The 12,373-nt window shown below is 68.8% G+C and carries 16 protein-coding genes and 1 pseudogene; 12 read left to right on the forward strand and 5 right to left on the reverse strand.

All coding sequences use genetic code 11. The annotated features are described in order from the left end of the window. The first annotated feature begins 17 nt into the window (after positions 1-17). From ACZ6O0_RS38895 to ACZ6O0_RS38905, 3 genes are all read left to right on the forward strand, one after another. Positions 18-1,037 carry a zinc-dependent alcohol dehydrogenase family protein gene (locus ACZ6O0_RS38895; RefSeq protein WP_465770080.1) on the forward strand — a complete coding sequence of 340 codons (1,020 nt, stop codon included), beginning with the start codon at positions 18-20 and terminating at the stop codon, positions 1,035-1,037. 239 nt (positions 1,038-1,276) lie between these two features. Continuing rightward, positions 1,277-1,618, forward strand: a complete 342-nt coding sequence (locus tag ACZ6O0_RS38900) for a cyclophilin-like fold protein (protein WP_465770081.1) — start codon at positions 1,277-1,279, stop codon at positions 1,616-1,618. Positions 1,619-1,692: 74 nt separating this feature from the next. Next, a complete protein-coding gene (locus ACZ6O0_RS38905; protein ID WP_465770082.1) occupies positions 1,693-2,907 on the forward strand; it encodes a multidrug effflux MFS transporter in 1,215 nt (404 codons plus the stop codon). Positions 2,908-2,978: 71 nt separating this feature from the next. On the opposite strand, the gene ACZ6O0_RS38910 is transcribed toward ACZ6O0_RS38905, so the two are convergent. Further along, the gene (locus tag ACZ6O0_RS38910; RefSeq protein WP_465770083.1) at positions 2,979-3,653 is read right to left on the reverse strand and encodes a TetR/AcrR family transcriptional regulator; all 675 of its coding nucleotides are present in this window, start codon (positions 3,651-3,653) and stop codon (positions 2,979-2,981) included. A gap of 82 nt (positions 3,654-3,735) precedes the next feature. Between ACZ6O0_RS38910 and ACZ6O0_RS38915 the strand changes: the two genes are divergently transcribed. The 6 genes from ACZ6O0_RS38915 to ACZ6O0_RS38940 all read left to right on the forward strand — a co-directional run bounded on the left by ACZ6O0_RS38915 (position 3,736) and on the right by ACZ6O0_RS38940 (position 7,353). After that, a complete protein-coding gene (locus ACZ6O0_RS38915) occupies positions 3,736-4,131 on the forward strand; it encodes a DoxX family protein (protein WP_465770084.1) in 396 nt (131 codons plus the stop codon). A gap of 55 nt (positions 4,132-4,186) precedes the next feature. Beyond that, positions 4,187-5,119: an NADP-dependent oxidoreductase gene (locus ACZ6O0_RS38920; protein ID WP_465770085.1), complete on the forward strand. Its 933-nt coding sequence runs from the start codon at positions 4,187-4,189 to the stop codon at positions 5,117-5,119. 91 nt (positions 5,120-5,210) lie between these two features. Then, a complete protein-coding gene (locus ACZ6O0_RS38925; protein ID WP_465770086.1) occupies positions 5,211-6,236 on the forward strand; it encodes an LLM class flavin-dependent oxidoreductase in 1,026 nt (341 codons plus the stop codon). Positions 6,237-6,269: 33 nt separating this feature from the next. Then, the gene (locus tag ACZ6O0_RS38930) at positions 6,270-6,632 is read left to right on the forward strand and encodes an NAD(P)-dependent oxidoreductase (protein WP_465770087.1); all 363 of its coding nucleotides are present in this window, start codon (positions 6,270-6,272) and stop codon (positions 6,630-6,632) included. 11 nt (positions 6,633-6,643) lie between these two features. Next, positions 6,644-6,910, forward strand: a complete 267-nt coding sequence (locus ACZ6O0_RS38935) for an NAD(P)H-binding protein (protein ID WP_465770101.1) — start codon at positions 6,644-6,646, stop codon at positions 6,908-6,910. 272 nt (positions 6,911-7,182) lie between these two features. Continuing rightward, complete coding sequence (locus ACZ6O0_RS38940; RefSeq protein ID WP_465770088.1) at positions 7,183-7,353, forward strand: hypothetical protein; 171 nt, start codon at positions 7,183-7,185, stop codon at positions 7,351-7,353. Between the two features lie 151 nt (positions 7,354-7,504). Here the strand turns inward: ACZ6O0_RS38940 and ACZ6O0_RS38945 are convergent, their stop codons facing one another. Genes ACZ6O0_RS38945 through ACZ6O0_RS38955 form a run of 3 tightly spaced genes read right to left on the reverse strand, consistent with a single transcriptional unit; the run spans position 7,505 to position 9,084 of the window. Beyond that, positions 7,505-7,882, reverse strand: a complete 378-nt coding sequence (locus ACZ6O0_RS38945) for a hypothetical protein (RefSeq protein ID WP_465770089.1) — start codon at positions 7,880-7,882, stop codon at positions 7,505-7,507. Continuing rightward, positions 7,882-8,274 carry a VOC family protein gene (locus tag ACZ6O0_RS38950; protein ID WP_465770090.1) on the reverse strand — a complete coding sequence of 131 codons (393 nt, stop codon included), beginning with the start codon at positions 8,272-8,274 and terminating at the stop codon, positions 7,882-7,884. The genes ACZ6O0_RS38945 and ACZ6O0_RS38950 overlap by 1 nt, the downstream gene beginning before the upstream one ends. A 21-nt stretch (positions 8,275-8,295) precedes the next feature. Beyond that, positions 8,296-9,084 carry a helix-turn-helix transcriptional regulator gene (locus ACZ6O0_RS38955; protein WP_465770091.1) on the reverse strand — a complete coding sequence of 263 codons (789 nt, stop codon included), beginning with the start codon at positions 9,082-9,084 and terminating at the stop codon, positions 8,296-8,298. A 125-nt stretch (positions 9,085-9,209) separates the two neighbouring features. Between ACZ6O0_RS38955 and ACZ6O0_RS38960 the strand changes: the two genes are divergently transcribed. Beyond that, the gene (locus tag ACZ6O0_RS38960; RefSeq protein WP_465770092.1) at positions 9,210-9,590 is read left to right on the forward strand and encodes a YciI family protein; all 381 of its coding nucleotides are present in this window, start codon (positions 9,210-9,212) and stop codon (positions 9,588-9,590) included. 12 nt (positions 9,591-9,602) lie between these two features. Continuing rightward, entirely contained in the window at positions 9,603-10,817 is a 1,215-nt protein-coding gene (locus ACZ6O0_RS38965; RefSeq protein WP_465770093.1) for an RNA polymerase sigma factor, read from the forward strand. Between the two features lie 131 nt (positions 10,818-10,948). Here ACZ6O0_RS38965 and ACZ6O0_RS38970 read toward each other — a convergent pair. Continuing rightward, positions 10,949-11,530: pseudogene (locus ACZ6O0_RS38970) on the reverse strand (hypothetical protein); the annotation flags it as partial. A 632-nt stretch (positions 11,531-12,162) separates the two neighbouring features. Here ACZ6O0_RS38970 and ACZ6O0_RS38975 point away from each other — a divergent pair. After that, positions 12,163-12,373, forward strand: a 211-nt coding sequence (locus ACZ6O0_RS38975; RefSeq protein WP_465770094.1) for a CBS domain-containing protein, incomplete at its 3' end; no start/stop codon positions are given.

Here is a 12,373-nt window from a genome sequence, read left to right on the forward strand (position 1 = left end):
TTCTAGGAGACCTTTTCATGCGTGGAGTTGTCATGCACGGACCCGGCGACGTCCGGGTCGAGGACCGCGAGGACCCGAGGATCCTCGAGCCCACGGACGCGATCGTCCGGCTGGCGGCGACCTGCATCTGCGGCAGCGACCTGTGGCCGTACCGGGGCGTCGAGCCAGTGGACCACCAGGTGATGGGCCACGAGTACGTCGGGGTGGTCGAGGAGGTCGGCCCGGCCGTCCGCACCGTCAAGGTCGGTGACTTCGTCGTCGGCTCGTTCTGGGCGTCGGACAACACCTGCAAGATCTGCCGGGCCGGCTACCAGGCGTACTGCGTGCACCGGGTCCTGATGGGCACGATCGGGACGCAGGCCGAGCTGGCGCGGATCCCGCTGGCCGACGGCACCCTCGTCGCAACGCCGGGGATGCCCAAGCCGGACCTGATCCCGTCGCTGCTCGCGGCATCCGACGTACTGGGCACCGGTTGGTTCGCGGCCGTCGCCGCTCAGGCCGGTCCGGGCAAGACGGTCGCGGTGGTCGGCGACGGCGCTGTCGGGCTGCTCGGGGTCCTGGCCGCTCGGGAGCTCGGCGCCGAGCGGATCATCGCCTTCAGCCGGCACGCCGACCGGCAGGCGCTGGCCAAGGAGTTCGGCGCCTCGGACATCGTCGAGGAACGCGGGGACGAGGGTGTTGCCCGTGTCAAGGACCTCACCGGTGGGCTCGGCGCGCACTCGGTGATCGAGGCCGTCGGCACGCAGGAAGCGATGATGCAGGCGATCCGGGCCACCCGGGCGGGCGGGCACGTCGGGTTCGTCGGTGTCTCCCACGACGTCGCGATTCCCGGTGATGAACTGTTCATGGCCGGTGTTCACCTGCACGGCGGACCGGCGCCGGTGCGGCGGTACCTGCCCGAGCTAGTGCGGCTGATCTGGGACCGCAGGATCGACCCGGGCAAGGTCTTCGACCTGACGCTACCGCTGGACCGAGCCGCCGACGGCTACCAGGCGATGGACCGGCGGACCGCCGTCAAGGTCCTGCTCACCGTCTGACCGCAGCCCACTTCCGGAGAGAACCAATGAAGACTGTCCGCGGTATCGCCACTGCCGTCCTGGTATCGGGTGTCGTGCTGGTATCGGCCGCCTGCGGAACCAGCGCGACCACTGAAAGCACCGGACACCCCACCACAGCGGTCAACTCGTCCGTCGCCCCGTCGACCGGATCGCCGGGCGACGCTCAGCGATCCAGCCAGCCCAGCTATCAAGGATCGACCAGCACCGAAGAGGCAGACATGAGAATTCAGATCACGATCGGTGGCCGGTACTTCCAAGCCACTCTCGACGAGAGTGCAGCCGCCCGCGATCTGGTCGCGCAGCTTCCGCTCACCGTTGAGATGCGCGATCACGGTGGTGTGGAGAAGACAGGGCCGCTGCCCGCCCCATTGTCCCTGGTCGGCCAGCCGGCAGGCGCGGATCCCGACGTCGGGTACTACGCCCCCGGCAACGACCTCGTCCTCTACTACGGCGACCAGTCCTACTACGAAGGCATCGTCGTTCTGGGCCGGCTACATGACGACGCCGCCGAGCGGATCGCGGCCATGGACGGCTCCGTCACGGTCCAACTCCAGGCCTGACATCACTCGCACACCGAAGAGGATCGATGCAACAAGCTCCGCTACCTCCCGACGTTGCTTCGTCGACACCACCCGTGCCGAAGCCGCGTCGCCGGGCCCAGCTGAGCGCCGGGCTGATCGCGACCGTGGTGTTCCTGACCGCGATCGCGCCGCTGGCCACCGACATGTACGTCCCGGCGTTCCCCCAGGTCGCCGGGGAGTTGTCGACGACCGCGACGCAGGTCCAGCTGACGCTGACCACCTTCTTCCTCGGCATGGCGCTCGGTCAGCTGATCGGCGGGCCGGTCTCGGATCAACGCGGCCGGCGGACCCCGCTGCTCGCGGCACTGCTGGCCATGACCGTGGCCTCGATCGTGTGCGCGCTCGCGCCGACCATCGCGGTGATGACGGTGGCCAGGCTCGTTCAGGGCTTCGCCGGTGGGTGGGCGATGGTGATCGGCAGGGCGATCATCGTCGACCTGGCCACCGGTGCACGGCTGGTCCGGGTCCTGAACGTCATCGCCGCGGTCGGTGGACTCGCCCCGATCGTCGGCCCGCTCCTGGGCGGGCTGATCCTGCAACTGTCGCACTGGCGGGTCTCGTTCTGGCTCGTCGCGGCCCTCGGCGTTGCGATGACCGTTGCGGCCCTGATCGCCGTGCCCGAATCGCTCCCGCGCGAACGCCGCCACGCCGGTGGTCTGCGCAGCTTCCTTGCCGCTGGGCGGACCGTCCTGGGCAACCGCGAGTACGTCGGCTACCTGGTCGTCGCCGGCGCAGCGATGGGCGCGCTGTTCGCCTACGTCGCCACCTCGGCGTTCGTCCTGCAGGCCATGAACGGCCTCTCCCCGATCGCATATTCGCTGGACTTCGCCGCCAACGCCGCCGGAATGACCGTCGCTGCCCTCGTCGCAGCCCGCTTGGCCGGCCGGGTCGACACCCGCAAGGTCATCGTGACCGGGCAGATCGCCGCACTGCTCGCAGGCATCACCCTGCTGGGCGGCGCGCTATGGCTGGGGACACCGCTGACCTTGACGATCGTCAGTTTCTTCGTCTTGATGACCGCCCAAGGCCTGATGATCCCCAACGGCGGCGCTCTCGCATCCGCTGCCGTCCCCGATCACCCGGGCACCGGATCAGCCGTGCAAGGCTTCGTGCAATGGGTGGCCGCCGGAACCATCGCCCCCATCGCCGGCCTCGGCGGTGCAGCCACAGCCGTCCCCATGGCAGTCCTGGTGACCGCCGGAGCCGCGACCTCCATGCTGGGCCTCCTCATCGCCGCCCGCAGCAGATCACGAACGCTCCAGCGCTGACATCCACGTCTACCGACCAGCCCGATCGTCGCTCGCAGCAGAACCCATCCACTCTTCAGCGGCACCGACTGTCACGACGTCTTGTGTGACAAGCGCATGAGGGCTCGATACATCTGCCGAGGAGTCGGTGGGTCCGGCAGCGGCTCGGCCCTTGCGGCGGCGAACGACTGGATCAGGTAACCGACCAAGCGTCGCCAGGCGTCCGGGGCGGCATCGCGGGTCGCGGTCACCACGCCGGCGTTGGCCATGAGGATCAGGGGCACGTCCTGGTGGGCGAAGTCCTCGCGCAACCGGCCAACGGCTTTGGCGCGCTCGAGTAGGTCGGTCAGCTTCTCGGCGGACTGGTTGCGTTCTTCTTCGAAGGCTTTGGCGGTGGGAAAGGTCATGGTGAGGACGTCGGCGAACCCGCGGTCGTCGGCCTGCATCTGACAGACGCGCTCGATGTAGCCGCAGAAGCCGTTCCATGGGTCAGGGTCGGCGAGGGCCTCGTCGATGGCGTCGGAGTAGGCGTGCATCTTGTCGGCGAAGGCCGCGGCGATCAGATCGTCGCGGGTCGGGAAGCGGCGAAACAGCGTGGCGACGCCAACGCCGGCCCGGCGGGCGATCTCGTTCGTCGAGGCGTCGAGCCCCTGCTCGGCGAACACGTCACGGGCGGCCTCGACGACCCGCTCGCGGTTGCGCTGCGCGTCGGAGCGCAGACCCGGGCCGTCCGAGCCAGGTGTTCGCGCCTCCGCGTCCCTCGTCATGCCCCCATCCTACCCATGTGGAATACCCACTCCACATCCGGTGTTATCGTCTTCACCGACAAACGGAATACCCGTTCCACTCATGAGTGAGAGTGAGCAGCAACCGATGAACGTGTTCTTGTGGATCCTCCAGATCGTCCTGGCGGGCATGTTCGCGATGGCCGGCGTCATGAAGTCCACCCAGCCGAAGGACAAACTGCTCGGCCGGCTGCCGTGGGTCGAGGACTTCTCTGCCGGCACCGTGCGGTTCATCGGCATCGTCGAGCTGCTCGGCGCGATCGGCTTGGTGGTGCCGGCAGCCACCGCCATCCTGCCGGTGCTGACGCCGCTGGCCGCGACCGGTCTGGCGGTCCTGATGGTGCTGGCGATGAACACCCACCGTCGCCGCCGCGAGCCCGGCGCGATCGCGTTCACCGCGGTGCTGTTCGCCGTCGCCGTGGTGATCGCCTGGGGCCGTTTCGGCCCGTACTCGCCCTGATCGGGCCGTTCGACTTCAGCGTCCAAACTGCTTTTTGAATCTAAGGAGATCTGCCATGCGTGCATTCGCACTGACCGCGTTCGGGTCCGACCCCGAGCTCGTCGACATCGCCGTGCCCGAGCCCGCCGAGGGGGAGGTCCGGGTCCGTGTCCATGCCGCGTCGGTGAACGGCTTCGACCTGGCCGTGGCATCCGGCCGGCTCGAGGGGATGATGGAGCACCGGTTCCCCGTCGTACTGGGCAAGGACTTCGCCGGCACCGTCGACGCTGTCGGCGCCGGGGTGAGCGACTACCAGGTCGGCGACCGTGTCTTCGGGGTCGTCACGAAGCCCTACCTGGGTGATGGCTCCTTCGCCGAGTACGTCACTGTTCCGACCTCCGTGGGCCTGGCCAAGCTGCCGGACTCGATCGACTTCGTCGACGGCGCGGCGCTGGGCCTGGCTGGGACGGCTGCTCTTCAGGCGGTGGATGCCGCCGAGCTTCAGCCCGGGCACAGTGTCCTGGTCGTCGGCGCCACCGGCGGTGTCGGCAACCAAGTCGTGCAGCTGGCCGCGAACGCCAGTGCGCACGTCCTGGCGACCGCGGCCACAGATCAGGAGCGGGAGCTCGTCAGCAGGCTCGGAGCGGCCGCCACGGTCGACCACACCGGCGATGTCCTGTCCGCCGTGCAGCTAGAACACCCCGACGGAGTCGACGCGATCGTTCACCTGGCCGGTGACCCGGCGGCCGTCCTCGCGGCGGTGCGTCCTCAGGGCCGGTTCGTGTCGACCCTGATCCAGTCGCCCGACCAGCTCCCCACGACCGAGGCCACCGTCACCGGGATCTACGCCAACCCCGACCCCGCAACGCTGCAGCGCGCCGCCGGCCACCGCGCCGACGGGACCTGCGAAGTGCACGTCCAAAAAACCTACTCACTCGATGACGTGCCGGCAGCCTTCTCAGCGTTCGCCGAGGGAACGCTCGGCAAGCTCATCATCACCATCGCCTGACCTGATCCCCGGACGCGGCCGGGATCGATCACGCGGCAACGCCGCCGGCGCCGATCCCGCCGCACCCACTCCTTCTACCCAAGGACATCTCATGGAGCTCGGCGTCATCTCGCTCAGCGACATCCAGACCGACGCCGCGACCGGCCGACCGCACAGCCACCAGCAGCGGGTCGATGACATCGTCGGCTACGCCACCCTGGCCGACCGGACCGGCCTGGACGTGTTCGCCCTCGGCGAGCACCACACCCTCGACTTCGCAGTGTCCTCACCCGCCGTCGTGCTAGCCGCAGCCGCCGCCCGCACCAGCAGGATCCGCCTGACCAGCGGCGTGACCGTGCTGCCGGTGCTCGACCCGCTGCGGGTCTACCAGGACTTCGCCTCCCTCGACCTGGTCAGCAACGGCCGCGCCGAAATCGCCGCCGGCCGCAGCGCCTTCAGCGAACCGTTCGGAATCTTCGGCGTCGACATCGCCGACTACGACGCCGTCTTCAGCGAGAAACTCGACCTGCTGTTGCAGCTGCGCGACAACGACCACGTCACCTGGTCCGGCAAGTTCCGCCCACCCCTGCAGGATGCCCCGGTCACTCCGCGAGCAACGCAGAAACCGCTACCGGTGTGGCTCGGCGTCGGTGGCTCCCCAGCCAGCGCCGAGCGAGCCGGGCGGCTGGGCCTGCCCATGATCCTCGGCTACATCGGCGGCCCGCTGACCCACGCCCGCCGCACCGTCGACCTCTACCGCGCCGCCGGGGAGCGCGCAGGACACCCCGACAAGCTGCGCGTCGGGATCTCCACCCATTTCTACGCCGCCGCCACCCCCCGAGCCGCACGCCAGACCTTCCCGTACTACCACGAATACCTACGACCCAAGGCTCCCGGCGGCCGCGGCTTCATCGTCGACCAAGCACAGTTCGACGCAGGAACACAACCCGGCAACGCGATCATGATCGGCTCCAGCGAACAACTCATCGAGAAGATCCTCGACGCCCACCAAACCCTCGGACTCGACCGATTCCTCGGCCAGATCGACTGGGGAGGCCTTCCCCGCGACGCCGTGACCGACTCCATTCACCGCTACGCCGACGAAATCGCCCCCGCCGTCCGCGCAGCCACCACCTGACCACCCAACACACTCACCGACAGGTCACGCGCCATGCAGGTCACCGTCTTCGGCGCGACCGGCGGCATCGGCCACCACGTCGTCGATCAACTCCTCGCCGCCGGCCACGACGTCGTCGCCTACGTCCGCAACCCAGCCAACCTCGACCGCCAACCCCCACACCTGCGCCTCGTCACCGGCGAACTCGCCGACCGCGAACGCATCCGCGAAGCCGTCAAAGGCAGCGACGCCGTCATCAGCGCCCTCGGCCCCTCCCTCAAACGCGGCACCCGAGGCACCCCAGTCGCCGACGGCACCCGCAACATCGTCAACGCCATGCAGGCCACCGGAGTCCACCGCTTCGTCGGACTCGCCACACCCAGCATCCCTCCGACCCCCACGACAAGCCCACCCTGAAAGCCGGAGCCCTGCCCGTCCTCGCGAACCTGATGTTCCCCAACGCCCTACGCGAGCTGCGCGGCATGACACAAGCCGTCACCGAATCCGGACTCGACTGGACGATCGCCCGCATCACCAACCCCACCAACAAACCCGCCACCGGCACCACCCGGGCGGGCTTCCTCGGCATCGACAACATCGGCTCCGCCATGACCAGAACCGACATCGCCACCTTCCTCGTCGAGCAACTCACCGACACCACCTACCACCAGGCAGCACCGGCCATCAGCAACTGAACCGCAGCAGCCACCCGGAGGCGATCTCTCGGGCCAACTTGACGGGTTCAGTGAAGGTAGCCGTCCCACTTCAGCTCGTAGCGGGATCCGCCTGGCATGCCGTAGGGGCCGGGCAGTTGTTCGACCGCCCGGCGAGTTGGAGCCCGACAGGCCCTGCGAGTTCGGGCGCTTTGTTGCCCATGGCATCAGTGTGCACCCCGTTTGCGCGGACGCGTCGCGCTGTATCCGCTGCGCCGAGTGCACGAGATCAGTGACGTTGGGTGTCGAGCCAGGTGAGTGCCGCGTTCTGGGCGAGCGCGAGCGTGGTGGTGATCGGTATCGCGCTACGCGCCGGGCTACCCGATCAGCTTCTGGGAGCTCACCGCAAAGGCGTGGTGATCGCCGCGATCACCATCGTCGTTGCGGCGCCGTCTCTGTGGGTGCGCTTCTTCGTCGTGGCCTGACCGGCGCTCGATGTCGCCGCCACGGTGGGCTGGTCAGCGTGGTCGACCAAAAGACGGTCTTGTACCTTGCTGCGCTGCATTGAGTCAGCGGCATCAGCGCTGACATGGTGACGGTGTCCGTCCGGGAGGAACGGCGGCGGGGACGCTGCCCTCACCGCTCGTCGCGCAGGGACTTCCGCGCGAAGTCGACGGCTTCGGTGAGCAGGATGCGCCATAGCTCCGGATCGGTCGTGGGGATCGAGACCCACTCGCGGAAGACCTTGCCGGCGGGCGCGAACGGGTCGCCGCGGCCATCGTCGACGAGCTCGGTGACCCGCTCGCGAGGCAGCTTGACGATCAGGGAGCCCGCCTTGTCGTCGTAGGAGGCGAGGAATCGCCCGGCCAACCGCACGCACGGATATCCCATCATGGTTGCCCGGCCGATGGCGGGGTCGTAGAGCAGGTCGTCGGTGAGTTCGTCGTACAGGGTGCGAGCGTCGTCCCCGGCGGATGGCTCCGACGGGGACGTGCCCTCGTGGCTTTTCGCCATCAGGCCGCCGGTGGGGTGAAGACGCCGAACGTGTTGCCCGCCGGGTCGCGCAGGTAGGCGAACGTCGGCGCGCCCGGGCCGGGGTCGAGGTGCTTGCTCACCACCGAGCCGCCGAGCTGCTCGGCGTCGGCGCAGGTGGCCTCGACGTCGGCGACAAGGATGTAGAACACGGCGTGGCTAGGCACCTGGCCACCGGTGCCGAAGATCCCACCCATCGGCCGGTCGGCCCCGGAGGCCTTGATGTTGCGGTAGTCCATGCCGCCTGACGCCGCGGGGCCGTCGGCCTCGAAGCTCCAGTCGAAGAGGCTGCCGTAGAACTTCACGGCGCCGTCGGGGTCGCTGGTGGCGACCTCGAACCAGGCCAGGGTTCCGGGAGCGGGGGTGGTGGTCATGGGTATCTCCTCTGCCTCGGTTCACCCGCCGGGGCGGCGGGTTACACCCACCGTCTCCGCCCCATGCGACAGCCCTATGTCGGTGTTTGGCAGAAGATCTTCCGGACGCAACGCCGACGCAGGCAGCTTCGTCTGGTGGCCGTCGACGAGCAGCTCCGGGACGACGTGCCGTAGGCGCGGCAGCGACGGCGCCCGCTCGGCGCGGGTGATGCGGTCCATGCGGAACACCCGGTCGTTCTGCCGCAGATGGCACCAGGCCGTCAAGTACGAGCCGTTGGGGCCGACGACGACGTGCTGAGGCTCGACCTCCCGCTCGGTCTCGACGCCGCCGACGTCGATGTAGCGGATGTGCAGCACGTGGTTGTCGCGCACGGCGCGCCAGATCGTCTCGGCGATCTCGGCGTCGGGGCCGGGAACCGGGTGAACCAGCAGCCGCACCTTCTCGGCAGTAGCGCGCGCCTCCGCAAGCGCCCGCTCCGGCATCGCCGCCACGATCTTGTGCAGCGCGCTGCGGGCGTCCTTGGTGAAGAGCACGTGCTCGCTGCGGCTCAGCGCCACGGCGACAGCGGCCGCCTCGCCGGGAGTGAAATTCAGCGGCGGGAGGCTCATCGAGCGATCCAGCGTGAACCCGCCCCCTCTCCCCGGCTTGGTCGCGAGCGGAACGCCGGCCTGCCCGAGCGCACTCAAATCCCGCTCGATCGTGCGGACGCTTACCTCGAAGTGCCCGGCCAGCTGCCGCGCCGTACGACCGCGCGGCCCAGCTGCCCGCAGCTCCTCGACCACGGCGTACAAGCGGTCGGTGCGGTTCATGCTCGCAGCGTAGGCGCGAACGGGGACATTTTGCTGAGATTCTGAGGCGAGGGCGTCCTGATCGGCCGTCGGCCGTTCGTCAGTAGGTCGAAGCGGGATCGGCCCGCGGAATCGAAGGAGTTCGGATGAATCAGTACCTTCTGTCGCTGTACGACGTGCAGGGGGAAGTCCCGGGTGCGCCGTCCTCGCCCGAACAGATGCAGGCCTTCATGGGCCGCATCATCGCGCTCGAAGAGGAGATGGACAGCGCGGGCGCGTTCGTCTTCGGCGGTGCCCTGCACGGGCCTGACGCAGCCACGGTGGTGAGCGGCGGCACCGGCCTCGACAAGGTGACCACCGACGGGCCGTTCGTGGAATCGAAGGAACACATCGGCGGCTTCTACATCATCAACGCCGACGATCTCGACGCGGCGCTGGCGTGGGCGGAGAAGGTCGTGGAGGCCACCGATCACTCGATCGAGGTCCGGCCGTTCCGGGCGACCGGACGCCTGCAGGCCGGCCACTGACAGGCCCTGTGGATGGACGACGTCGAACGGGCGTTCCACGAGGCGCACGGACAGGCCGTGGCCACACTGACGCGTCTGTTCGGTGACCTCTCGCTCGCCGAGGACGCGGTGCAGGACGCGTTCGCGATCGCGGTGGATCGGTGGCCGCGGGACGGCGTCCCGGGCAACCCGGCCGGCTGGATCGTCACCACCGCGCGGAACCGGGCCGTCGACCTCATCCGCCGAAGCCGGCGCGGACGCGAGCTCACCGAAATGATCGCGTCCGACCAGCAGCGGCGCCAGTCCACCGCCGACTGGGAGACTCCAGACGTCATGCGCGACGACCAACTACGGCTCGTCTTCACCTGCTGCCACCCCGCTGTCCGGGTGGAGCACCAGGTGGCCCTCACTCTCCGCCTGATCGCAGGACTCACCCCCGCCGAGGTCGCGTCGGCGTTCCTGGTCAGCGAGGAGACCATGGCCAAGCGCCTGGTACGGGCGAAGTACAAGATCAGGGCCGCGCACATCCCCTACCGCGTACCCGACGACAACGAGCTGCCGGACCGGCTGCGCGCGGTGCTGTCGGTGCTGTACCTGGTTTACAACGCCGGCGCGGACAACGCCGCCCGGCCAGACCTGCGCGCAGAGGCGATCCGACTCACCAGGCTGCTCGCGACCCTGATGCCAGACGAACCGGAGGTGATGGGTCTGCTCGCGCTCATGCTGCTGAGCGACGCGCGGGTGCCGGCGCGCGGCGATGAGGCTGACCTGGTACTGCTCAAGGACCAGGATCGGACGCTGTGGGATCGCTCGCTGATCGCCGAGGGACACGCTCTCGTGCTGTCCTGTATGCGGCGCCGCCGGCTGGGGCCGTTCCAGATCCAGGCCGCCATCCAGGCGCTGCACTGCGCGGCCTCCCGCTACCAGGACACCGACTGGGCAGCGATCCTCTGGTTCTACGACCGACTGCTGGCCGTCATGCCCACGCCGATAGTGGCTCTGAACCGTGCGGTGGCAGCGGCCGAGACCCAAGGACCTCGTGTCGGCCTATCCCTTCTCGACGAGATTGAGGACGAGTTGGCTACCTACCACCTACTGCACGCCTCGCGCGGCTCCATGCTGGAGCGCCTCGGGCGACGGGACGAGGCCGCCGAGGCATACGCCCGCGCGGCGCAGTTGGCCAAAACCGAGCCAGACATCCAGTTCCTCCGCCGGCAGAGCGAAACGATCAAGCGGGGCGTTGAGTGAAAACCCGCGGCACCCCGCCACTGAATTGGAGGCCTCCGCGGGGCCGGATGCGCGAGATCAGTGACGTTGGGTGTCGAGCCAGGTGATTTCCGCGCTCTGGATGGCGTCATGGGGCGAGCCGAGTGGTGGGGTGTCGGACAGGCGAGCTCGGGGATGTAGTCGACTGTGCCGCCGTAAAAGATGGTGGTGGCGAGGATGTCGATGCGCTTCGAGGCCTGGCCCTGCAGGTGGCCGACGAGTTGGGCGCCGAGGAGTTTGCGGGTGACGGTGTCGCCGGTGATGCGCCGGGTGATGGGTGTGGCGCCGGGGTAGTGGATCTTGTGATCGTCGGCCTGCGCGGCGGCTGTGGATGGCCGGTGCCCGACGGCTGTGGCCTCTTCGTGGCGAAGTCCGGTGGCTGCGGCGACCAGGTCGAAGATCCGTACGACTTGGCGCCTCAGCGATCCGGCGCACGTCGCGGTGCCGCCGACGGCGCTCTCGCTCGCGACTCGGCCTTGTTTTGTGAGCGTTGGTGCCGAGCGGGACGTAGGTCGGCTGGTTGAGGAGCCGGTGGTGGTGTGGACGCAGTCGCCGGCGGCGTACGCGCCGTGCAGGTTTGTGCGCATGCCGTGTCGGCGGCGAGCGCGCCGCCTAAACCGGTCTTGGCGACGGCCAGCTGCGTGTCGGGCAGGCACTTCCGCGGCCTTGGGTAAGGGGCACATCAGCCGGGCCATTGGCAATGAGCAGGTCGGTGGACCTTTCTAACGACACTGCTGACAACGGCTTGGGATCTGGGCGGGCCACGGTGCACGATCAGCCCCGACTGACGGCAGCGCCCGAGCGTTCGAGAGATTGTGGTGGACGTCCCGAACTCGACCTCGGATCGGAAGGTTTGGGTGGCCGTCCGGCTGAGGGTTATGTCGGGCCGCTGGCTTCAGGGGGTGTCGTTGTGGCGGGGTCCCCGGGTTTGGTTGGGGCGGCCAGCGACGAGGATGGTGCCAACGATGGCCGCACCCAGGGACGAGCCGAGGTTGGACACGCTGCGCGACAGACCCGAGATCTCGCCTTGGAGCTCCCCTCGCTGAAGCGCGATTGCACCACATTGACCGAAGGCCATCTGCCGCAGCGCCGACTCGTTGCCCACGGCAAGGGGCGATGGGTCACCGGGAAGGGTTTGCGCGCGAGGCCCCGATGGGAGAGGCATGGCCCGGAGCGCCGGGAAGTCTGGTCGGCAGTACCCGTCCCCAGCCGGGGTGCGGGGTGCCTGACGACCCTGGAGGCGGCATGATGGTCTCGTTAGCGCTCCCCCCTGGCGACCTCGGTGCCGCGTCGTGTCGGCCGAGCGTGTGCGGCGTATGGTGCGAGTGTGCACGGAGAGCAGATGGCCGAGGACTTCCCGGTGGTCAGCCTCGATTCACAGGCCCGCGAGGCGGTCGAGTTGCTCGCCTCGCGACGACTGCCCGGTTTGATCGTGGTGGACGAGCAGGGCCATCCGCACTCGGTCCTGCCGGCCTCCCAGGTGGTGCGGTTCCTGGTCCCCAGCTACGTCCAGGACGATCCCTCCCTGGCCCGGGTGA

The sequence above is a fragment of the Kribbella sp. NPDC048837 genome, assembly GCF_055586945.1.

Bases quoted from the DNA above. Each gene is read 5' to 3' on its own strand.
- ACZ6O0_RS38945 (WP_465770089.1), bottom strand. From the start codon at position 7,882: ATGGCGAAAAGCCACGAGGGCACGTCCCCGTCGGAGCCATCCGCCGGG.
- ACZ6O0_RS38930 (WP_465770087.1), top strand. From the start codon at position 6,270: ATGCAGGTCACCGTCTTCGGCGCGACCGGCGGCATCGGCCACCACGTC.
- ACZ6O0_RS38955 (WP_465770091.1), bottom strand. From the start codon at position 9,084: ATGAACCGCACCGACCGCTTGTACGCCGTGGTCGAGGAGCTGCGGGCA.
- ACZ6O0_RS38910 (WP_465770083.1), bottom strand. From the start codon at position 3,653: ATGACGAGGGACGCGGAGGCGCGAACACCTGGCTCGGACGGCCCGGGT.
- ACZ6O0_RS38895 (WP_465770080.1), top strand. From the start codon at position 18: ATGCGTGGAGTTGTCATGCACGGACCCGGCGACGTCCGGGTCGAGGAC.
- ACZ6O0_RS38915 (WP_465770084.1), top strand. From the start codon at position 3,736: ATGAGTGAGAGTGAGCAGCAACCGATGAACGTGTTCTTGTGGATCCTC.
- ACZ6O0_RS38920 (WP_465770085.1), top strand. From the start codon at position 4,187: ATGCGTGCATTCGCACTGACCGCGTTCGGGTCCGACCCCGAGCTCGTC.
- ACZ6O0_RS38965 (WP_465770093.1), top strand. From the start codon at position 9,603: ATGGACGACGTCGAACGGGCGTTCCACGAGGCGCACGGACAGGCCGTG.
- ACZ6O0_RS38960 (WP_465770092.1), top strand. From the start codon at position 9,210: ATGAATCAGTACCTTCTGTCGCTGTACGACGTGCAGGGGGAAGTCCCG.
- ACZ6O0_RS38925 (WP_465770086.1), top strand. From the start codon at position 5,211: ATGGAGCTCGGCGTCATCTCGCTCAGCGACATCCAGACCGACGCCGCG.
- ACZ6O0_RS38900 (WP_465770081.1), top strand. From the start codon at position 1,277: ATGAGAATTCAGATCACGATCGGTGGCCGGTACTTCCAAGCCACTCTC.
- ACZ6O0_RS38950 (WP_465770090.1), bottom strand. From the start codon at position 8,274: ATGACCACCACCCCCGCTCCCGGAACCCTGGCCTGGTTCGAGGTCGCC.